The organism is Streptomyces sp. NPDC016677 (assembly GCF_055562815.1).
Genome location: NZ_JBVHEO010000003.1, coordinates 306837 through 328350 on the forward strand (window position 1 = coordinate 306837; position 21514 = coordinate 328350).

Annotated in this window: 16 protein-coding genes; 11 read left to right on the plus strand and 5 right to left on the minus strand. The window is 73.1% G+C overall.

The annotated features are described in order from the left end of the window. Window position 1: 1 nt before the first annotated feature. Complete coding sequence (locus ACZ3IG_RS11180) at window positions 2-808, plus strand: ABC transporter permease (protein ID WP_467430988.1); 807 nt, start codon at window positions 2-4, stop codon at window positions 806-808. Between the two features lie 225 nt (window positions 809-1033). Here ACZ3IG_RS11180 and greA read toward each other — a convergent pair whose 3' ends face one another. Together greA and ACZ3IG_RS11190 are read right to left on the minus strand one after the other, a co-directional pair. After that, window positions 1034-1531 carry a transcription elongation factor GreA gene (gene greA, locus ACZ3IG_RS11185; protein ID WP_215164619.1) on the minus strand — a complete coding sequence of 166 codons (498 nt, stop codon included), beginning with the start codon at window positions 1529-1531 and terminating at the stop codon, window positions 1034-1036. Window positions 1532-1721: 190 nt separating this feature from the next. Then, window positions 1722-2120 carry a DUF4307 domain-containing protein gene (locus tag ACZ3IG_RS11190; RefSeq protein ID WP_467430989.1) on the minus strand — a complete coding sequence of 133 codons (399 nt, stop codon included), beginning with the start codon at window positions 2118-2120 and terminating at the stop codon, window positions 1722-1724. Between the two features lie 149 nt (window positions 2121-2269). On the opposite strand from ACZ3IG_RS11190, the gene mca reads away from it, so the two are divergent. Both mca and ACZ3IG_RS11200 read left to right on the plus strand, forming a co-directional pair. Next, window positions 2270-3151 carry a mycothiol conjugate amidase Mca gene (gene mca, locus ACZ3IG_RS11195; RefSeq protein WP_467430990.1) on the plus strand — a complete coding sequence of 294 codons (882 nt, stop codon included), beginning with the start codon at window positions 2270-2272 and terminating at the stop codon, window positions 3149-3151. Next, entirely contained in the window at window positions 3144-3401 is a 258-nt protein-coding gene (locus ACZ3IG_RS11200) for a hypothetical protein (protein ID WP_467430993.1), read from the plus strand. The genes mca and ACZ3IG_RS11200 overlap by 8 nt, the downstream gene beginning before the upstream one ends. A 234-nt stretch (window positions 3402-3635) precedes the next feature. Here the strand turns inward: ACZ3IG_RS11200 and ACZ3IG_RS11205 are convergent, their stop codons facing one another. Beyond that, a complete protein-coding gene (locus ACZ3IG_RS11205) occupies window positions 3636-6839 on the minus strand; it encodes a tetratricopeptide repeat protein (RefSeq protein WP_467430994.1) in 3204 nt (1067 codons plus the stop codon). 481 nt (window positions 6840-7320) lie between these two features. Here ACZ3IG_RS11205 and ACZ3IG_RS11210 point away from each other — a divergent pair, with 481 nt between their 5' ends. From ACZ3IG_RS11210 to ACZ3IG_RS11240, 7 genes are all read left to right on the plus strand, one after another. Next, window positions 7321-8553 (plus strand): sensor histidine kinase, encoded by a 1233-nt coding sequence (locus tag ACZ3IG_RS11210; RefSeq protein ID WP_467430996.1) that lies wholly within the window; start codon window positions 7321-7323, stop codon window positions 8551-8553. A gap of 1 nt (window position 8554) precedes the next feature. After that, window positions 8555-9229 carry a response regulator gene (locus ACZ3IG_RS11215; RefSeq protein WP_467430998.1) on the plus strand — a complete coding sequence of 225 codons (675 nt, stop codon included), beginning with the start codon at window positions 8555-8557 and terminating at the stop codon, window positions 9227-9229. A 135-nt stretch (window positions 9230-9364) separates the two neighbouring features. Beyond that, entirely contained in the window at window positions 9365-10210 is an 846-nt protein-coding gene (locus ACZ3IG_RS11220; protein WP_467431001.1) for an ABC transporter ATP-binding protein, read from the plus strand. Continuing rightward, window positions 10207-12741, plus strand: a complete 2535-nt coding sequence (locus ACZ3IG_RS11225; RefSeq protein ID WP_467431003.1) for an FtsX-like permease family protein — start codon at window positions 10207-10209, stop codon at window positions 12739-12741. Before ACZ3IG_RS11220 ends, ACZ3IG_RS11225 begins: the two co-directional genes overlap by 4 nt. Window positions 12742-12858: 117 nt before the next feature. Continuing rightward, window positions 12859-14256 (plus strand): MFS transporter, encoded by a 1398-nt coding sequence (locus tag ACZ3IG_RS11230; RefSeq protein WP_467431005.1) that lies wholly within the window; start codon window positions 12859-12861, stop codon window positions 14254-14256. After that, the gene (locus ACZ3IG_RS11235) at window positions 14253-15467 is read left to right on the plus strand and encodes an FAD-dependent monooxygenase (protein WP_467431007.1); all 1215 of its coding nucleotides are present in this window, start codon (window positions 14253-14255) and stop codon (window positions 15465-15467) included. The genes ACZ3IG_RS11230 and ACZ3IG_RS11235 overlap by 4 nt, the downstream gene beginning before the upstream one ends. A 111-nt stretch (window positions 15468-15578) precedes the next feature. Further along, complete coding sequence (locus ACZ3IG_RS11240; protein WP_467431008.1) at window positions 15579-17585, plus strand: thioredoxin domain-containing protein; 2007 nt, start codon at window positions 15579-15581, stop codon at window positions 17583-17585. 76 nt (window positions 17586-17661) lie between these two features. Here the strand turns inward: ACZ3IG_RS11240 and ACZ3IG_RS11245 are convergent, their stop codons facing one another. Next, window positions 17662-18378: a Mut7-C RNAse domain-containing protein gene (locus tag ACZ3IG_RS11245; RefSeq protein ID WP_467431010.1), complete on the minus strand. Its 717-nt coding sequence runs from the start codon at window positions 18376-18378 to the stop codon at window positions 17662-17664. A 110-nt stretch (window positions 18379-18488) separates the two neighbouring features. Next, window positions 18489-19193: a PAQR family membrane homeostasis protein TrhA gene (trhA, locus tag ACZ3IG_RS11250; protein ID WP_467431011.1), complete on the minus strand. Its 705-nt coding sequence runs from the start codon at window positions 19191-19193 to the stop codon at window positions 18489-18491. 349 nt (window positions 19194-19542) lie between these two features. Between trhA and ACZ3IG_RS11255 the strand changes: the two genes are divergently transcribed. Then, window positions 19543-21363 carry a phosphoenolpyruvate carboxykinase (GTP) gene (locus tag ACZ3IG_RS11255; RefSeq protein WP_467431014.1) on the plus strand — a complete coding sequence of 607 codons (1821 nt, stop codon included), beginning with the start codon at window positions 19543-19545 and terminating at the stop codon, window positions 21361-21363. The last annotated feature ends 151 nt before the right edge of the window (window positions 21364-21514 follow it).

A 21514-nucleotide genomic window follows, 5' to 3' on the forward strand; every position in this document is an offset into this window, starting at 1 on the left:
CATGAGCATGGTCGCCGACTCGCTGGTCATCGCCCGCAGGAACCTGATCCGGATGACCAGGATTCCCGAGATGGTCCTTTTCGGGATCATCCAGCCCGTCATGTTCGTCGTCCTCTTCACCTACGTCTTCGGCGGCTCGATGAGCGTCGGGGGGACCACCGACCCGGACGTCTACAAGGACTTCCTGATGGCGGGCATCTTCGCCCAGACGGTCACCTTCGCCACCGCCGGCTCGGCCGCCGGCATCGCGGACGACATGCAGAAGGGGCTGGTCGACCGCTTCCGGTCGCTCCCGATGGCGCGCGGCGCCGTGCTGACCGGCCGGACCGTCGCCGACCTCGTCCAGACGTGCATCACGATGGTCGTCCTCGCGATCGTGGCGCTGATCGTCGGCTGGCGCACGGGCTCGGCCGAGCCGACCAACGCCGCGAAGATCCTCGGCGCCTTCGGTCTGCTCCTGCTGCTCGGATACGCCTTCACCTGGATCGGCGCGCTCATCGGACTCTCGGTCCGCACCCCGGAGGCGGCGACCTCCGGCGGCATCATCTGGCTGTTCCCGGTGACCTTCATCTCGAACGCGTTCGTCGACTCCAGCCAGATGACGCCCTGGCTGCGGCACATAGCCGAGTGGAACCCGTTCAGCGCGACCGTGCAGGCGGCGCGCGAACTGTTCGGGAACCCGGGCGTCGTGCAGTCCGACGCGTGGCCCATGCAGCACCCGGTGTGGGCGTCGCTGATCTGGTCGGTGCTGATCATCGCCGTGTTCCGGACGCTCGCGGTGCGCAAGTACCGCTCGGCCGACGGGTGAGCGCCCGCCCGCTCCTCGGCTGACGTGAGGGCGCCGTCCTCGCCGCCGTCGACGTGCTCCGGGCCGATTCCGCGGGCGCGTCAAGGCCACGAGGCGCCCACCGCCACCTGAGCGGCTCGTCGAGCAACTGAGGGGGGCGGCCACCACGGCCGGGGACCGGCATGACGGAGCCCCGGCGTCACAGGACGCCGGGGCCGGTCAAGGTCCTCGGGGAGGGGGCCGGGATCAGCCGTTGTACGGCTCGGCCTTCAGGATCTTCACGGAGGCCTTCTTGCCGTTCGGCAGCTCGTACTCCGCGTCGTCACCGACCTTGTGGCCGGTCACGCCGGAGCCCAGCGGGGACTGCGGCGAGTAGGTCTCGATGTCGGCGCTCGCGTACTCGCGGGAGGCGAGCAGGAACGTCAGGGTGTCGTCCTCGTCACCGTCGAAGGCGATGGTGACGACCATGCCGGGCGCCACGGCGCCGTTGGCCGCCGGCGCCTCGCCCACCTTGGCGGTCTCCAGGAGCTGGGTCAGCTGGCGGACACGGAGCTCCTGCTTGCCCTGCTCCTCCTTCGCCGCGTGGTACCCGCCGTTCTCGCGCAGGTCCCCCTCCTCACGCGCCGCGGCGATCTTGGCAGAGATCTCCGTGCGCGCAGGACCAGTAAGGTAGTCAAGCTCTTCCTTGAGCTTGTTGTACGCCTCCTGGGTCAGCCAGGTGACGTTCTCGCTGGTCTGGGTCACAGGTGCTCCTCGTCCGTACTGGGAATACAAAGCATCGCCCTACCCAGGAACATGTTCCTCCACGGAAGGGCGAAACCACGAGCCTAACAATTGAGTGGCCAAAGGGGGAGGACATAAGCCACCAGTTTCCCGTTGGCGCAGGTCAGCCGCGACGGAAACCGGAGAAGAAGACCGGTCCGCGCTCCACGGGTCAGTCCGCGTGGCAGCCGATCAGCTCCGCCGTCGTGCCCGGGGCCTTGGTGCGCAGGGTGACGACCTCGTCGAAGCGGGTCTCGTCGCCGGTGAAGCGGAAGTCGGCCCGGCCGACCTCGGCGCCGTCCTCCGCCTGGGACCGTACGGTGCAGTAGCCGCTGACGCCGGCGTCCTTGTGAACCTCCAGGTGCACCTTGACCGACTTCTCGCCGGTCTCGAAGGTGATCACCTCGCCGCTGATCTCGTTCTGTGCCACGTAGTGGTAGCCGAACCAGCCGATCAGCGCGAGCAGGGCGACCCCGAGAACGGCGCCGACGACCTTGAGCGTGCGGTCGGCCTGAGCGTCCGAGGAGCGGCCGTAGCGGCTCTCGGGCGGGCGCGTCGTCGCCGTACTCATGATCGTCCTCTCGGCAGGAGCGGGACGGACGTCCCGGCAGGGGCCCCGGAGCCGGACCCCGGAATTATTCGCCCTGCGATTCGGTCACTATAGAAGCCGCCGACCGCGCCCGCAGACACCGGGGCGCCGACTTAACCGAGGACCGAGTCTTGACTGATCAGCTGCGACTGATGGCCGTCCACGCCCACCCCGACGACGAGTCGAGCAAGGGCGCGGCCACCATGGCGAAGTACGTGTCCGAGGGGGTGGACGTGCTCGTGGTGACCTGCACGGGCGGGGAACGCGGCTCCATCCTCAACCCCAGGCTCCAGGGCGACCCGTACATCGAGGAGAACATCCACGAGGTGCGCAGGAAGGAGATGGACGAGGCCCGCGAGATCCTGGGCGTCAAGCAGGAATGGCTCGGCTTCGTCGACTCCGGGCTGCCCGAGGGCGACCCGCTGCCGCCGCTGCCGGAGGGCTGCTTCGCCCTGGAGGACGTCGACAAGGCGGCCGGCGAGCTGGTGCGCAAGATCCGCTCCTTCCGGCCCCAGGTGATCACCACCTACGACGAGAACGGCGGCTACCCGCACCCCGACCACATCATGACCCACAAGATCACGATGGTGGCGTTCGAGGGGGCGACGGACACCGAGAAGTACCCGGAGAGCGAGTACGGACCGGCGTACCAGCCGCTGAAGGTGTACTACAACCAGGGCTTCAACCGGCCCCGCACCGAGGCCCTGCACCAGGCGATGCTGGACCGCGGCCTGGAGTCGCCCTACGGGGACTGGCTCAAGCGCTGGAACGAGACGGAGCGCGTGGAGCGCACGCTCACCACGCACGTCCCGTGCGCCGAGTTCTTCGAGATCCGCGACAAGGCGCTGATCGCGCACGCCACGCAGATCGACCCCGACGGCGGATGGTTCCGGGTGCCGATGGAGGTCCAGAAGGAGGTCTGGCCCACCGAGGAGTACGAGCTCGCGAAGTCGCTCGTGGACACTTCCCTCCCCGAGGACGACCTCTTCGCGGGCATCCGGGACAATGCCTGACATGAGCGCAAGCGCAAGCCTGGCAATGACGCACCTCGTCACCCTCGCCGAGGTGGACGAGGACAAGGTCACCCCCGGTGTCCTCGGCTTCATCGTCTTCGCGGTGATGGCCGTGGCGGTGTGGTTCCTGATGCGGTCCATGAACCGGCACATGGGCAAGGTCGACTTCAAGGAGGCCCCCGACGCGGAGCCGGAGGCGTCCGGGAAGGGCGGCCCGGGCTCCGGCCGGGTCGAGCCGCAGCGGGGCTGAGGAGCGCCGCGGCAGGGCTGAGCGGCGGCGTGGACGGACGGCCGGGCGGCGACGAGTCGCCGGGCCGCTCACTCCTGCCTCGTCCCTGACTGATCCCTGTCCCTGCCTGGCTCCTGCCTCGTCCTTGGCTCCTGCCTCGTCCCTGACTGATCCCTGTCCCTGCCTGGCTCCTGCTTCGTCCTTGACTCCTGCCCCGTCCCCGCCTGATCCCCACCCCTGCCTGATCCCCCTGGCTCACCCCTGCCTGATCTCCACCTCCACCCCCATGACCTCCCGGGCGTGCCGGTTCGGGACCATGCCCAGGCGCCAGGCCTGCCAGCCGGACTCCAGCTGGACGCCCCGTTCCAGCAGGAGCTGGTAGGCGCCCAGGCCCTCCTCCAGGCGAGGGTCACGGGCCGGGTGGCCCGCGCGGGAGAGCTGGGCCAGCTCCTCCTGCGCCACCGCCGTGCCGACCTCCACCCCGCCGGGGGCGGCGTACGGCAGCAGGGTGCAGCGCAGGAAGCGGGCCCAGTCGTCGCCGCGCCGGTCGCCGTACGAGGCGAACAGGGTGACCGCCTCGTCGCACAGGGCCAGCGCCTGCGCCGTGCGGCCGTTGCCCGCGTCGACCACCGCCAGCTCCAGACAGGTCCACGCCTCGCCGTGCGCGACGCCGATGCGGTGGAAGTCGGCGCGGGCGTCGACCAGGAGCTGCCGGGCGAAACCGGAGTTGCGCAGCGAGCCGGTCTGCGCGGCGCGCTGGTCGCGGGTGACGCGGGCCGAGTGGTGCCGGGCGCAGGCCAGGCCGTACACGTCGCGCATCCGGGAGAACATCGTGCGGGACCGTTCCAGCTCGCGCACGGACCGGTCCAGGTCACCGGTCTCCTCCAGCGCCTGGCCCAGGTAGTACAGCGTCCACGCCTCGCCGCGCGCGTCCTCGTTGTCCCGGTGCCGGCCGACCGCCCGGCGCAGTTCCTCCGCCGCGCGGGACGCCTCGCCCGCGACCAGCCGGGCCCGCGCCAGCTGGGTCAGCGCCCACGCCTCGCCGCGCACGTCCTGGGTACGGCCGTACAGGCCCAGCGCCGCCCGCAGGTCGGCCTCCGCGCGCGGTACGTCGCCCCGGCGCAGGTGCAGCTGGCCGAGCTGGAAGTGGGCCCACGCCTGGCCGTGCACCGACTCGCCCGCGCGGTGCAGGAGCAGCGACTCCTCCAGCAGCCCCAGGGCCTCGGCCAGCCGGGAACGGTCCCGTTGCACCGCCGCCAGGGCGTGCAGCGTCCACGCCCGGTCGGTGGCCAGCTCGGGGGCGGCCTGGAGGTCCAGCGCCTCGTGCAGCTTGGCCGCCGCCCCGGTCAGGTCGCCCTGGTGGTGCAGGGTGATGCCGAGCGAGGTCAGCGCCCGCGCCGCGCCCGCGTCGTGCTGCGCCTCCAGATACAGGTCGACCACGGACGCCAGCGTGGTCCGCGCCGTGTCCAGCTCGCCGAGCTGCCGGGCCGCGATACCGGTGCGCCACTGCACCGAGCGCAGCAGCAGCCCCTGGTCGACGGCCTGCGCCAGGTCGCTGATCTCACCGAGCCGGTACAGGTCGCCGCGGAGCAGGCAGTAGTCGCACAGCGCGCCCAGCAGATTGAGCACCGCGCGCTGGTCGACGCCCTCGGCGTACCGGAGCGTCGCCGTGATGAAGCTGGACTCGTCGTCCAGCCAGCGCAGCGCCTCGTCCAGCGAGGTGAAGCCGTGCGGCCCGATCCGGTCCGAGCGGGTCGACATGTTGCCGTCGACCAGGCGCAGCACGGAGTCGGCCAGTTCGGCGTAGTTGGCGATCAGCCGTTCCTGCGCCGCCGCCCGCTCGGCCGCCTCCTCCTCGTCGAGGAGCCGGGCCCGCGCGAAGGCCCGCACCACGTCGTGCAGGCGGTACCGGCTGCCGCGCACGTGGTCGATCAGCCCCGCCCGGGACAGCGCCGTCAGGTGTCTGGTCGCCTCCGGCTCGCCGGTGGCCAGCAGCGCGGCAGCGGCGGCGGCGCCCAGCGAGGTACGGCCGGCCAGCGCGAGCCGGCGCAGCAGCCGGCGGGCGGGTTCCGTCTGGTCGGTGTAGCGCAGCCACAGCGCCCGCTCGACCGGCTCCACCGGACCGTAGGCGCCCAGGTCACCGGCGAGGGCGCGCGGCGAGCGCGGTCCGAGGGCGGAACCGGCGATCCGCAGCGCCAGCGGCAGCCCGCCGCACAGCTCCCGGACGAGGTCGGCGGAGTCGGCGTCGTAGGGCCCCGACGCGTCCTGCGCGGCGGACGCCAGCAGCTCCTCCGCGCCCGCCGCGTCCAGCGGCTCCACCGGCAGGTGGTGCACCCGGGCGGGCAGGTCCGCGGGCAGTTCGAGCGGCCGGCGCGCGGTGACCAGGACCAGGCTGTCGGAGCGTTCCGGAATGAGCGTGCGGACCTGTTCCGCGTCGCTGGCGTCGTCCAGGACGACGACGACCGGGACGCCCGTCAGATGCTGGTGGTACAGCTCGCTCAGCCGTCTGACCTGCTGGGCCGCCGAGGACCGCTCGCGGAACAGCAGCTGTTCGCGGGGCGCGCCGAGCCGGTTGAGCAGGTGCAGCAGGGCGTCCCGGGTGGGCAGCGGCGACTCCCCGGGGGTGTCCCCGCGCAGATCGACGAGGCAGGCGCCGCGGAAATGGTCCCGCAGATCGTGGGCGGCGCGCACCGCCAGCGTCGTACGGCCGCTGCCGGGCGCCCCGTGCAGCACCACCACCGTCGGCTTGGTCTCCGTGCCGGCGCGGGCCGCCCGCACCCACTGCCGCAGCCGGGCCGTCTCCTGCCGCCGGCCCGCGAAGGCGCCCGGCGGCTCCGGGAGCTGCCCGAACGACTGCTCCAGCACCGTCCGCCCCCGCGCCGCCGCGCTCTTGTCCGCGCCGCGCAGCTTCGGCCCCGGCTTGCCGCCGCCGGTGGAGGCGGCGAGCACCCGCTGCTGGTCCAGGAACGGCCGGATGCCCCGTACCTCCAGCGCCGTCAGCCACTGCAGCCGCAACTGCTCGGGCCCGCCCGGCTGGTTGACCGCGCCCGCCCGGTGATGGGCGGCGGGCAGGTGCGCGCCGACCACCTTCACCACCGTCGCCGCCGCGCCCACCACCCCGACCGCCAGGCCCGCGCCCACCGCGGTGCCCGTGCCGGTGCCCAGCGCGACGTCGGCCACCACCGCCGCGACCGCCGCCACGGCAGCCACCGCGAGCGGTGCGCCCGCACCCTCCCGGGCGTAGCGCTGGCGGAAGGTGAGCCGGCCCGCCTCGGTCTCGTCCAGGGCCCGGGTGTACGCCTCGTACTCCTCGGCGGCGGTCCGCGCCATCGAGTCCAGCGCGCCGCGCGCCCGGGACAGCAGCACCCCGCCGTCCACCCGTCCGCCGGTGCGCCGCACCTCCTCCTCCACGGCCCGCACCAGCAGCCGTTCGGCCTCCACGCGATGACTGTCCCGCATGTCCCCTCCCCCTCCGAGGGCCCCGGTCGTCCCCTGTGCCGCCCGCCCGTCCACAGGTCCTTCCCCGCCGGACCCGCGGTCAAGTGTCCCGCCGTGTGAACTCCCTGGGGAGAGGTGCGGCGTCGACGGCGGTGCCGGGTCCACCCCCTACCCGGGTATCACGGCGGCTTGGCTCCCCGGTATGACGCGTCGGCCACCACCGTCTTCCTACTGTGCGCTCGTCACCACGGACGAGACAGGAAGAGACGGGCGGATGCGCCGCTTCGAGACGTTGCCGACCACCGTCGTGCCGACGACACCGCCGGTGGGGGCCCGCTGCCGCGACCTGGGCGTCCCCCACGCGGAAACGGGCCTCGTCGACTCCTGCCGCCACGCCCCGCGGCACGCGCACGAAGTGGGAGAACCGCCGCGTGCCGGCAGTTGAGAGGCCGACGCCCCGGGCCTCTTCGGACGCCGTCGCGGCGCGCATAGGCTGGTGCGCATGATCTCAGCGGAGGAGGAACGCCCGCGCGCCCCGCTCGCGGGGGCTTCGCGGCGGTGGGTACGGCTGGTGCCGTGGGCCGTGGCGTTCGTGCTGTGCGTCGCCCTGATGCCCACGACCATCGTGGTCCTCACGGCCGACTACGGCCTGAACGGCGGCGTCGCGGCCGGGCTGGCCGTCGCGCAGGCCGCGCCGCTGCTGTTCGCCGTCGTACGGCCGCTGCACGCCTGGTACGTGGTCTTCGTCGCGGACGTGGCCGGCGCGCTCGTCCTGCTCACCGTCGACTTCCCGGAGCGGCTGCTGTGGCCGTTCCCGCCCATGGAACTCGTCGGGTACGTCGGTCTCTGCCTCGCCCTGGGGCTGCGCGAGCGGCGCCGGACGCTGCTGCTGGTGTGGCTGGCCACGGCGGGCGCGAACGTGGCTCTGGGGTTCTTCGCGCCGCACGGCTCCGGTGCCATGGAGCTGCTGTTCACCATCCTCGGGGGCGTCGCGCTCCTGCTGGGCGGTGTGCTGCGGGAGCGGTCCGAGGTGCAGCGCAGGCTGGCCGAGCAGGAGACGATCAGCGAGGCCGAGCGGGGCCGGCGGACGCTGCTGGAGGAGCGCGCCCGGATCGCCCGCGAGCTGCACGACGTGGTGGCGCACCACATGTCCGTCATCACGGTGCAGGCGGACACCGCGGAGTACCGCCTCGACAGGGTTCCGCCGGACGTGCGGGAGGAGTTCACGTCCATCGCGGCGACCGCGCGCGAGTCGCTCGGCGAGATGCGGCGCCTCCTCGGGGTGCTGCGCAACGAGGAGGCGCGCGGCGAGCTGGTGCCCCAGCCGGGCCTGGCGCAGATCGGACAGCTGGTGGAGGCGACGGCGAGGGCCGGCGGGCCGGTGGAGTTCACCCCCTGCGACGCCGACGTGCCCGAGGCGGTCGGCCTGTCCGCGTACCGGATCGTCCAGGAGGCCCTCGCGAACGTCGTGCGGCACGCGCCGGGAGCGCGCACACAGGTGTCGCTGTCGGTGCCGGAGCCCGGTCCGCAGGAGGACGCGCGGCTCACCGTCCTGATCGTCAACGGACCCCCGCCCGAGCCGCCCGCCGCACCGCTGGAGGCGAGCGGCACCGGGCACGGCCTCGTCGGCATGCGCGAGCGAGTACGGATCATCGGCGGCACTCTCGACACGGGGCCGCTGCCGGACGGCGGCTTCCGGGTCGCCGCCCGACTTCCCCTGACGAAAGAGATCTGACGTGACAACGCGTGTCGTCGTCGTCGACGACCAGGCCATGGTGCGGGCCGGTTTCGCCGCGCTGCTGGCCGCCCAGAGCGACATCGACGTGGTGGGCGAGGCCCCCGACGGTGCCCAGGGCGTCGAACTGAGCCGGCGTACCCGTCCCGACGTCGTGCTGATGGACGTCCGGATGCCCGAGATGGACGGACTGGAGGCCACGCGCCGCCTCATGGAGCCGCCGCCGGGAGTGACACACCGGCCGCGCGTCCTGATGCTCACCACCTTCGACATCGACGACTACGTCTACGAGGCGCTCAGGGCGGGCGCGAGCGGCTTCCTGCTCAAGGACGCGCCGCCGGCCGACCTCATCGCGGCGGTCCGCATCGTGGCCTCGGGCGACGCGCTGCTCGCCCCTTCCGTGACGCGCCGTCTCATCGCCGACTTCGCCAAGCAGCGTCCCACCGCCCGCGGCAAGCCGGCGCTGCGGCTCAAGGGCCTGACGGAACGCGAGACCGAGGTCCTCACCCTGGTCGCCCGTGGCCTGTCGAACGGGGAGATCGCGCAGACGCTGGTACTGGCCGAGCAGACCGTGAAGACACACGTCAGCCGCGTCCTCACCAAGCTCGGCCTGCGCGACCGCGCGCAGGCGGTGGTCTTCGCCTACGAGTCGGGGCTGGTGGCCCCGGGCGAGTAGGACCGTCCCCGGCCCTCCACCACCCCCTACCGCGGTAGCACCTCCACATCGGCTCCCCGGTATGACGCCCGGCGCACAGCCGCTCCCGCACTCTTCACCCGTCACAGCAAGTGGGTGTGAGCAGGGAGAGGGAACATGAGGCTACGCAAGGGCAAGCGGCAGAAGGCGGACGGCCGGCCGGAGGTGGACGACCGGCCCGGGGTCCCGTCCGCCACGCCCGGCCTCGCCGTCGAACTGCGGGACGTCCGGCGGCAGTACGGCCGCGGGGCGGGCACGGTGCACGCACTCGCGGGCATCGACCTCGCCCTGCCGCGCGGCACGTTCACCGCGGTCATGGGCCCGTCCGGGTCCGGCAAGTCCACCTTCCTGCAGTGCGCCGCCGGTCTCGACCGGCCGACCTCGGGGTCCGTGTGCCTGGGCGGTACGGAGATCACCGGCATGAGCGAGAACGAGCTGACCGAGCTGCGCCGCGACCGGCTCGGCTTCGTCTTCCAGGCGTTCAACCTGCTGCCGTCGCTGACCGTGGAGCAGAACGTGCTGCTCCCGATGCGCCTGGCCGGGCAGCGCCAGGACCGCCGCCAGGCGCAGACGGTGCTCGCCCAGGTCGGGCTCGCCGACAAGGCGAAGCGCCGGCCCGGCGAACTCTCCGGCGGCCAGCAGCAGCGCGTGGCGGTCGCCCGCGCCCTGGTCACCAACCCCGACGTGATCTTCGCGGACGAGCCCACCGGCGCCCTCGACACCGGCACCGCCGCCGAGGTCCTCGGCCTGCTGCGCAACGCGGTGGACACCCTCGGCGCCACCGTCGTCATGGTCACCCACGACCCGGCCGCGGCCGCCTGGGCCGACCGTGTGCTGTTCCTCGCCGACGGCGCCTTCGCCGACCACCTCGAACGCGGTTCGGCGGAGCGGATCGCGGCACGGATGGCCGTGCTCACCTCCCGCGCTCCCCGCGCCGGTGCGGTGGCGGGGGTGGCGGCATGAGGCGCCCCAACGGACTGGCCCGCGAGGCCGTCCGCTTCAAGCCGGTGTCCTTCGCGGGGACCTTCCTCGCGCTGCTGATGTCCGCCCTGATCGTCTCGGCCTGCGGCATCCTGCTGGAGACCGGCCTGCGCGCCGTGGTGCCGCCGGAGCGGTACGCGAACGCGCCGGTCGTCGCGGCGGCGGACCAGAACGAGTACGTCGTCACCGGCAGCGGCGAGGACCGCGAGAAGGAGGCCACGCCGCTGCCGGACACGGCACGGATGGACGCCGGGCTGGCGGCGAAGGCCGCCGGGGCGCCGGGTGCGGCCGCCGCCGTCGCGGACTTCACCTTCCCGGTGCACGCGACGGACGCCGGCTCCGGCACCCGCGCGCTGTCCGTCGCGGGCGGTGTGCTCACCGCGCACGGATGGGGCTCGCACGTCTTCACCGGAACCTCGCTGACCAGCGGTTCCGCGCCCAGCGAGGGTGAAGTCGTGCTCGACGCGGCAACGGCCCGCGCCGCGCACGCCGCGGTCGGGGACACCGTCGCGCTGGAGACCGCCGCCGGGCAGCGGGACTTCCTCGTCGCCGGCGTCGCCGAGGCCGGCCGCGCGGACACCGCCCGGAACACCGGGGGCACCGCCCTGGCCTGGTTCGCCGACACCCAGGCCGCCACGCTCGCCGGGCACCCCGGCAAGGCCGACGCCGTGGTCGTGCTGGCGGAGGAGGGCACCGGAACCGGCGCCCTCGCCGACGCCGTGCGGCAGGCCCTGGCCGGCTCCGGCGTCCAGGTCCACACCGGCGACGACCGCGGTGCCGTCGAGGACCCGGTCCTCGGATACGCCAAGGTGACGCTCTTCGGGATCGGCGGTTCCTTCGGCGGCATCGCCGCCATCGTCGCGGTCTTCACCGCCGCCGGAACCGTCGCGCTCTCGGTCGGCCAGCGGGCCCGCGAGTTCGCCCTGCTGCGCGCCGTCGGCGCCACGCCGCGGCAGATCCGCCGCGCGGTCGCCGCCGAAGCACTGCTCGTCGCGCCGCTCGCCGGGATCATCGGCTGCCTGCCCGGCATCGGGCTCGCGCACTGGTGGTTCGGGCAGCTCCAGGACCGGGGCGCCGTCCCGCACGCCGTGGAGCTGCGCGTCTCCGGGCTCCCGCTGCTCGCCGCCGTCGTCATGGGGCTGCTGACCGCGCTCGGCGCGGGCTGGGCGGCCGGCCGCCGGCCCGCGAGGATCAAGCCCGGACAGGCGCTGTCCGAGGCGTCGGTGGAGCGGCTGCGGCCCGGACTGGTCCGCACCCTCCTCGGCGTCGGCGCCCTCGTCGGAGGCGCCGTACTCACCGGCGTGTCCGCCGGCTCGGCCGGGGACGACGCGGCGGGCGCCGCCCTCGGCGTCGTCATGCTCTTCATGCTCGCCGTCGGGCTGCTCGGCCCGCTGGTGGCCCGGCTGTGCGCCGGCCTGTTCGGCATCCCGCTGCGCGCCGCCGGCCCGGCGGCCGGACTCGCGGCCGCCAACTCCCTCACCAACGCCCGCCGCCTCGCCTCCGCGATCACTCCGATCGTGCTCGCCGTGGCCTTCTCCTCGACCCTCGTGTTCATGCACACGAGCGAGGCCCGCGCCGCCGACAAGCAGCTGCGCGCGGGCGTCACCGCGGACCACGTGGTGACGGACCCGGCCGGGCTCCCGGTGGACGCGGTGGACCGCGCCGCCCGCGCGCCGGGCGTGGAGGCGGCCGTCGGGCTGCTCGACACGCAGGTGCTCGTGCCGACCGGCTCCGGCGAGTTCGCGGCATTCCAGGGCGCCGCCACCCAGGGCGTCACCGGCTCCGGCGCCGAGCTGGCGAAGGTGCAGGACCTGGACGTCCGCGAGGGCAGCCTCGACCGGATCGGCACGGGCCGGATCGCCATCGACAAGTCCCTGGCGAGCGCGGCGGACGCCGGCGTCGGCGACCGTCTCCGGCTCTACCTCCCCGACGGCACCGAGGTCAGCCCCGAGATCGTCGCGGTCTACGGCCGCGGCCTCGGCCTGGCCACGGTCACCATGGACCGGGCGTTCCTGGACGGGCACGTCACCTCCGCTTTCGACAGCACGCTGCTGGTACGGGGCGGCTCGGCGAAGTCGCTCACCGCCCTGGGCGAGGTCACCGACGCCTCCGGCTACGCCACCGAGCAGAACCGCGACGCGAAGCTGGGCGCCTGGCTGAACAACACCATGGCCGCGGTCCTCGGCGGCTTCGCGGCCGTCGCCGCCGTCAACACCCTGGTGATGACGGTCCTGGACCGCCGTGGCGAGCTGGGCACGCTGCGCCTGGTCGGTTCCACCCGGCGCCAGGTGATGACGATGCTCCGCTGGGAGGGCCTGCTGGTCTCCGCGGTGGGCCTGGTCCTCGGCTCCGGGATCGCCGCGGCCACGCTGATCCCGATGATGCGCGGCGTGACCGGTGACCTGCCGTACGTGCCCCCGCTGCTGTACGGGTCCCTCGTGGTCGCCGTCGGCGGCCTGGCACTGCTCGCGGTCACCCTGCCGGCCAGGGCCGCGCTGCGCCGCTGGTCCTAGGCCCGTCGTTCGCCTGTCGATCAGCCCCCGCGGACGCGGTGAGCACCCCCACAACCCCGAGCAGTTCCACGACCCCGCCGCCGGCGACCCCCGCTCGGCGATGACGGAAAGGACACCATGACCACAACCCTGGCTCCCCCGGTCCCCATCGGGAAGGCCGCTGTCGGAGCCCTCGGCCTGCTGGCCCTGTCCACCGGGGCCCTGGAGTCGGTGGTGTCACCGACGATCCCGCTCCTGGAACGCGAACTGGACATGAGCCAGTCCGAGGGGGCGCTGCTCAGCATCGTGCTCCTCATCACCGGCGCGCTCATCACGCCGTTGGCGGGCAAGTTCGGCGACCGCTACGGCGGGAAACGGGTCCTGATCCGGCTGATGGCGGTCGTCGCGGTCGGCGGCACCGTCTCCTCGCTCGCCCCGAACCTGCCCGTACTGCTGCTCGGGCAGGTGCTGCAAGGGGCGATGGTGGGCGCGCTGCCCCTGTCGTTCATCGTGGTGCGCAAGAACCTCTCCGCGGGAGAGTCGAAGGTCGCCATCGGGGTGGTCAGCGGACTCTTCGTCGGGGGAGGGATGGTCGGCATGCTGTCGGCCGGGCCGGTGGCGGAGCAGCTCTCCCGGCACTGGATGTTCGCGCTGCCCACGCTCGCGGTCATCGGGGCCACCCTGCTCGTGAACAAGCTCATGCCGTCCGATCCGCCGGGCGGCTCGCACGACGACGGCATCGACTGGCCCGGCCTGCTGCTCCTGAGCGGGATGCTGGTCACGCTCATGCTTGTACTCGCCCTGGCGCCCGAGGCCGCCTCACAACCCCTCGTGCTCGGCGCCCTCGTCGTGCTGCTGGCCGCGTTCGTGGCCGGCTGGGTGCGCGTCGAACGGCGGGCGACCGCGCCGATGATCGACCTGCGCATGCTGGCCCGGCCCGCCATCTGGAAGGCGTGCGTGCTGACGTTCGTCATCTGTCTCGGCACCTCGATGGCGGTCTACCTCGTCCCGCAGCTGCTCGACGAGCGCGGCGACGGCTACGGGTTCAGCGCCAGTGCCACGGAGATCGGCTTCTTCCTGCTGCCCGGCGCCGTCGCCGCGACGCTGGCCGGGCCGCTCGGCGGCATCGGGGACCGGCGGTTCGGCTCGCGTGCCGTGGTCAGCACCGGGGTCGTCATGATGGCCGTCTCCCTGGTGGTCCTGGCGTCCGTACACAGCGAGGTCTGGCACCTCGTCGTCGGCAAGGCCCTGATCGCGCTGGCCAACGGCCTGTGCGTCACGGCGATGATGACCAGCACCGCCACCGCCGTCGATGCCGGGGACACCGGCATCGCCACCAGCCTGATCCTGGTGAGCCGCGTCCTCGGCTACGCCGTGGGCGGGCAGCTCGGCGGTGCGCTCCTCACCGCCGCGACCCCCGCCGGGTCGGAGGTCGCGGCCGAATCGGCCTACGTCACCGGCTTCGTCATAGCCGGCGCCGTCACATTGCTGGCCCTGTTCATCACTCGCACCATGCCCAAGGGAGTCAAGAAATGACCTTCACCGACCAGTCGACGCCCCGCCGCTCCACGCCGGGGCGGACGGTCCTGATATCCGGGGCCAGCATCGCGGGGCCCGCCCTCGCGTTCTGGCTGAACCGCTACGGCCACACGGTCACGGTCGTGGAGAAGGCGCCCACCCCGCGCGGGGGCGGCTACCCCATCGACATACGCGGCACCGCGCTGGAGGTCGTCCGGCGGATGGGTATCCTGCCGCGGCTGCGGGACGCGCACATCGACCTGCGGCGGCTGACCTTCCTCGACGCGGACGGCGGCGAGGTCGCCTCGCTGCACCCGCACGCCGTCAGCGGCGGTGTCGCGGGCCGGGACCTGGAGGTGCGGCGCGGCGATCTGACCGACGCCCTCTACGCGGCGGTCCGCGACGACGTGGAGTTCCTGTTCGACGACTCCATCGACACCCTCGACCAGACCGAGCACGGGGTCGACGTCACCTTCCGCGGGGGCGGCAGCCGTACGTTCGACGTGGTGGTCGGCGCGGACGGCATGCACTCGCGCACCCGGCGGCTGCTGTTCGGCCCCGAGGAGCAGTTCCACCGCTACCTCGGCTACTGCTTCGCCGTGTTCACCATGCGCAACACCTTCGGGCTCTCCCACGAGACCGTGATGTGGAACACCCCGGGCCGGGCCGCCGCGCTCTACGCCGTCGGGGACGACGACGAGGTGCACGCCTTCCTGAACTTCGCCCGGCCGGAGCCCCCCGTCGACGCGTTCCGCGACCCGGAGGCCCAACGCGACCTGGTCGCCGAGGTCTTCGCCGACGCGGGCTGGGAGGTCCCGGGCATGCTGACCGCCCTGCGCGAGGCGCGGGACCTGTTCTTCGACGGGGTCGGCCAGATCCGGATGCCCCACTGGTCGAGCGGCAGGGTCGCGCTGGTCGGCGACGCCGCGTACGCGCCCTCGTTCCTCACCGGACAGGGCACCAGCCTCGCCCTCGTCGGCGCGTACATGCTCGCCCATTGCCTCGCGGACCAGGGCCCCGTCGCGGGCCTCGCCGCCTACGAACGCGGCACCCGGGAGTTCGTGACCGCGAACCAGGAGCTGGTCGGCCAGGGCGGCGCCACCCTCTTCCCGACCACCGTCCGGGACCTGGAGCGGCGCAACGACCGGCTGCGCGGTCTGAGCGCCATCCCCGTCCCAGCGGGACGGCCGGCCCATTCGGCCCTCACCCTGCCGCCCGCACGCCCCTGACGTGATCCCGGTGCCGCACCGGCAGGACGTGCCCCCCATTCTCTTCGCCCCGTTCGTGCGCCGCCCCGTGGCGCATGGGCGGGGCGGTGGCGGGTGCGCGAGGATGGGGGTATGCCCAACCGACTCGCGCAGGCCACGTCCCCGTACCTCCTCCAGCACGCGGACAACCCCGTCGACTGGTGGCCCTGGGAGACGGACGCGTTCCAAGAAGCCCGGCGGCGCGACGTGCCCGTGCTCTTGAGCGTCGGCTACAGCGCCTGCCACTGGTGCCACGTCATGGCCCACGAGTCCTTCGAGGACCGGGCCACCGCCGACTTCCTCAACGCGCACTTCGTCAGCGTCAAGGTCGACCGCGAGGAGCGGCCGGACGTCGACGCCGTCTACATGGAGGCGGTCCAGGCCGCGACCGGGCAGGGCGGCTGGCCGATGACGGTCTTCCTGACGCCGGACGCCGAGCCGTTCTACTTCGGTACGTACTTCCCGCCCGCGCCCCGCCAGGGCATGCCCTCCTTCCGGCAGGTCCTGGCCGGCGTCCAGCAGGCGTGGACCGAGCGGCGCGGGGAGGTCACCGAGGTCGCCGGCAAGATCGTCCGGGACCTGGCCGGACGGGAGATCTCCTACGGCGACGCCCGGGTGCCCGGCGAGGAGGAGCTCGCGGCGGCGTTGCTCGGCCTCACCCGGGAGTACGACCCGCAGCGCGGCGGGTTCGGCGGGGCGCCGAAGTTCCCGCCGTCGATGGTGCTGGAGTTCCTGCTGCGCCACCACGCCCGCACGGGCGCCGAGGGCGCGCTGCAGATGGCGGCCGACACCTGCGAGCGGATGGCGCGCGGCGGGATCTACGACCAGTTGGGCGGGGGGTTCGCGCGCTACTCGGTCGACCGCGAGTGGGTGGTCCCCCACTTCGAGAAGATGCTCTACGACAACGCGCTGCTGTGCCGCGTGTACGCCCACCTGTGGCGCTCCACCGGCTCCGCGCCCGCCCGCCGGGTCGCCCTGGAGACCGCCGACTTCCTCGTCCGCGAGCTGCGCACCGCCGAGGGCGGGTTCGCCTCCGCGCTGGACGCCGACAGCGATGACGGCACCGGCAAGCACGTCGAGGGCGCGTACTACGTGTGGACGCCCGAACAGCTCGCCGAGGTGCTCGGCGACGAGGACGCCCGGCTGGCCGCCCAGTACTTCGGCGTGACCGAGGAGGGCACCTTCGAGCACGGCGCCTCCGTGCTCCAGCTCCCGCAGCACGAGGGCGTGTACGACGCCGAGCGGATCGTCTCCGTACGGGAGCGGCTGCTGGCCGCGCGTGCCGGGCGGCCCGCTCCCGGCCGGGACGACAAGGTCGTCGCCGCCTGGAACGGCCTGGCGATCGCCGCGCTCGCCGAGACCGGCGCCTACTTCGACCGTCCCGACCTGGTCGACGCCGCCGTCGCCGCCGCCGACCTGCTGGTCCGCCTCCACCTCGACGACCAGGGCCGGCTCACCCGCACCAGCAGGGACGGGCGGGCCGGCGCCAACGCGGGCGTGCTGGAGGACTACGCCGATGTCGCCGAGGGCTTCCTCGCGCTGGCCTCCGTCACCGGGGAGGGCGTCTGGCTGGACTTCGCCGGGCTGCTCCTGGACCACGTGCTGACCCGGTTCCGCGACGAGGCGGGGTCGCTGTACGACACGGCGGTGGACGCGGAACGGCTGATCCGGCGCCCGCAGGACCCGACGGACAACGCGACGCCCTCCGGGTGGACGGCGGCGGCGGGGGCGCTGCTGACGTACGCGGCGCACACCGGGTCGGGGCCGCACCGGGAGGCGGCGGAGCACGCGCTGGGGGTGGTGAAGGCGCTCGGGCCGCGGGTTCCCCGGTTCGTGGGGTGGGGGCTGGCCGTGGCGGAGGCGTTCCTCGACGGGCCGCGGGAGGTCGCCGTCGTGGGGGACGGGGAGCTGCGCCGGGCGGCGCTGCTGGGGACGGCGCCCGGGATGGTGGTCGCCTTCGGCGAGGCGGGGAGCGAGGAGTTCCCGCTGCTCGCCGGGCGGGGGCTGGTCGGCGGGCAGGCGGCGGCGTACGTGTGCCGGGGCTTCGTGTGCGAGGCGCCCACCACTGATGTGGGGCGGCTGCGGGAGGCCGTTCGGTGACGGGTTCGCCGGGACTGGCCGCGCCCGCGCGGCGGGGCCGCGGAACGGCACGGCCGCGCGCCGCTGACGACAGGCCCTAACGCGGCACGTACTTGTTGACGATGTTCTCCAGTTGCTCGTGGTGGGCGCCCCGCCAGTACGCCCGCCCGCACGCCTCGCAGCGGGCGAAGACGTCGTACGACCGTTGCGTACCGCTCTCCAGCTGGTCGGCGACCTCGTCCTTGGTGGCCGCGCGCAGCAGGCCGTTGCAGGCCGTGCAGCGGGTCCAGGGGCGCAGGTCGGGGGCGAAGCGGTGCAGTACGTCGTGCAACTGGTCGTCGGGGCGGGTGCTGTAGACGAAGGCGCCGGCCCACAGTTCGCGGCGGCGCAGCAGACCCCGGTCGCGGCTGAGCAGGACGCGGCGCTCGGCGGCGGAGCGGGCGGCGAGCGCCGGGTCGCCGATGTCGGAGGACTCGTAGGCGGCGTCCACGCCGAGCAGGCGCAGGCGGCGGGCGAGGGTGCCGAGGTGCACGTCGAGGAGGAACCGCAAGGGGGCGCCCGGCACCCGCTGCGGACGGTCCACGGGGTGTACGGTCACCGACTCGCCGGCCGTCGGGATGTGTCCGGGCGGCACGGTACGGCCGTCGACGACGAGGGTGCCGACCTCGGTCAGCGGGACGCCCAGGGACTCCACGACATGGCCGAGGGTGGAGACGCCGTCGACGGCGGCCGGGGTGGTGCCGGACCGGCGTGCCCGGGGGACGAAGAGCAGCAGCTCGGGGGCGAACTCGACGCGGATCTCGGGACCGTTCACCCCGTCAGGATGTCATGATCGCCGCCCCCGGGGCCGGTGCTTTTCCGGCGTCCGCCCATCGCGGGGACCCGGACCTCCGGGTCCCTCCCGCAGCCGTCCGGCGGGGCCCCCTAATAGGCGATCAGCGAGATCCCCACGTAGTGCGCGGTGAACGCGGCCAGCGTGAAGGAGTGGAAGACCTCGTGGAAGCCGAACCAGCGCGGGGAGGGGTTGGGGCGCTTGATGCCGTAGACGACGCCGCCGACGCTGTAGAGCACCCCGCCCACGATCACCAGGACCAGGACCGCGATGCCGCCCGCCCGCATGAAGTCGGGCAGGTAGAAGACGGCCGCCCAGCCCATGGCGAGATAACAGGGGGTGTAGAGCCAGCGCGGGGCGCCGACCCAGAAGACGCGGAAGGCGATGCCGGCCACCGCGGCGGCCCAGATGCCCCACAGCAGCCACCGCCCCTTGGCCTCGGGGAGCAGCAGCATGGTCAGCGGGGTGTAGGTGCCCGCGATGATCAGGAAGATGTTGGCGTGGTCCAGGCGGCGCAGGACGCCGTCCATGCGGGGGCTCCAGTCGCCCCGGTGGTACAGGGCGCTCACGCCGAACAGCAGGCAGGCCGTCAGGACGTAGACGCCGCAGGCGATCCGTCCTCTGGTCGAGTCGGCGAGGGCGGTGAGCGCGAGACCCGCGACGAGTACGGCCGGGAACATCCCGAGGTGCAGCCAGCCCCGGAGCTTGGGCTTGACCGGATGCGGCAGGGAGAGCGCGACGGGACCGCGGCCGGCGGCCGGGGAATCCGTGTGCGCGTCGGAGGCGGACGCAGTCATGCGCGGCATCGTACCTACGGAACCGTAAGTTACGCGTCAGTACAACCGTATGAATCCGGTCGCGCGTTCCATGGTCTCACGATCGACGACCGGTCGCCGAGTAAAGGAAGTGCCAGGTGAACTCCATGTATACGCAAAAAAACGGGCGGGCTCGCGGCGGAACGGCGAGGTGCGTGGCGCTCCTCACGTCGCTCAGGTGTGCGCTCCTCTGGACAGATGGGCGCGGGCGTCGGATGATCAAATGAGTGCGGTCGGCACCGGATGAGCGCTCGGGTGATCCCGGGCGGGCGTCCGGGTCGCAGCCCCCACGGGGCCTGTCAACAACACATCCCCGCCTTGAGGAGCAATCGTGGCGCGCGACATCGCGGCTTCCCCCGTCCCCACCCGGCACCAGGAGCTGGTCTCGTGGGTGGACGAGATCGCCGAACTGACGCAGCCGGACGCCGTGGTCTGGTGTGACGGATCCGAGGCCGAGTACGAGCGGCTGTGCGAGGAGCTGGTGGCCAAGGGCACCTTCCGGAAGCTCGACCCGGTCAAACGCCCCCACTCCTACTACGCGGCCTCCGACCCCTCCGACGTCGCCCGCGTCGAGGACCGGACCTTCATCTGCTCCGCGAAGGAGGAGGACGCCGGCCCGACCAACCACTGGAAGGACCCCGCCGAGATGCGGGAGATCTTCAGCGGGGAGAACGGCCTGTTCCGCGGGTCGATGCGCGGCCGGACCATGTACGTCGTGCCGTTCTGCATGGGGCCGCTGGGCTCGCCGCTGTCCGCGATCGGCGTCGAGATCACCGACTCCGCCTACGTCGCCGTCTCCATGCGCACCATGACCCGCATGGGACAGCCGGTCCTGGACGAGCTGGGCGAGCACGGCTTCTTCGTCAAGGCGGTGCACTCGCTCGGTGCCCCGCTGGGCGAGGGGCAGCAGGACGTCCCCTGGCCCTGCAACCGGACCAAGTACATCTCGCACTTCCCCGAGGACCGCGAGATCTGGTCCTACGGCTCCGGCTACGGCGGCAACGCCCTGCTCGGCAAGAAGTGCTACGCCCTGCGCATCGCCTCCGTCATGGCCCGCGACGAGGGCTGGCTCGCCGAGCACATGCTCGTCCTGAAGCTGACCCCGCCGCGCGGCGAGGCGAAGTACGTCGCCGCCGCCTTCCCCTCCGCCTGCGGCAAGACCAACCTCGCCATGCTGGAGCCCACCATCCCGGGCTGGACGGTCGAGACCATCGGCGACGACATCGCCTGGATGCGGTTCGGCGAGGACGGGCGCCTGTACGCGATCAACCCCGAGGCCGGCTTCTTCGGCGTCGCTCCCGGCACCGGCGAGCACACCAACGCCAACGCGATGAAGACGCTGTGGGGCAACTCCGTCTTCACCAACGTCGCCCTGACCGACGACAACGACGTGTGGTGGGAGGGCATGACCGAGGAGACCCCCGCCCACCTCACCGACTGGAAGGGCAACGACTGGACCCCGGAGTCGGGCACCCCCGCCGCCCACCCCAACGCCCGCTTCACCGTCCCCGCCGCGCAGTGCCCGATCATCGCGCCGGAGTGGGAGGACCCCAAGGGCGTGCCGATCTCGGCGATCCTCTTCGGCGGGCGCCGCGCCACCGCCGTACCGCTGGTCACCGAGTCCTTCGACTGGAACCACGGCGTCTTCCTCGGCGCCAACGTGGCCTCCGAGAAGACCGCCGCCGCCGAGGGCAAGGTCGGCGAGCTGCGCCGCGACCCGTTCGCCATGCTGCCGTTCTGCGGCTACAACATGGGCGACTACATGGGCCACTGGATCGACGTCGCCAAGGGCAAGGACCAGGCGAAGCTGCCGAAGATCTACTACGTCAACTGGTTCCGCAAGGACGACGACGGCCGGTTCGTCTGGCCCGGCTTCGGTGAGAACGGCCGCGTCCTGAAGTGGATCGTGGAGCGGCTGGAAGGCAAGGCCGAGGGCGTCGAGACGCCGATCGGCGTGCTGCCCGCCAAGGGCGCGCTGGACACCGACGGCCTGGACCTGTCCGAGGCCGACCTGGAGTTCCTGCTCACCGTCGACAAGGACGTGTGGCGCGAGGAGGCCGCGCTGGTGCCCGAGCACCTCGACACCTTCGGTGACCACACCCCCAAGGAGCTGTGGGACCAGTACCGCGCGCTGGTGGAGCGCCTGGGCTGAGTACCGCCGTCTGAGACTTCGCGGCCGGTCCGGCATGCCCTGACCAGCGATGTCGTCACGAAGGCCGGCCGCGAGAGGGCTCCTCCCGCTCCCGTAGCTCGATGTCCCGGAGCAGACGGAGGCGCCCCGTCCGGGCCGGGTCCCCGCACAA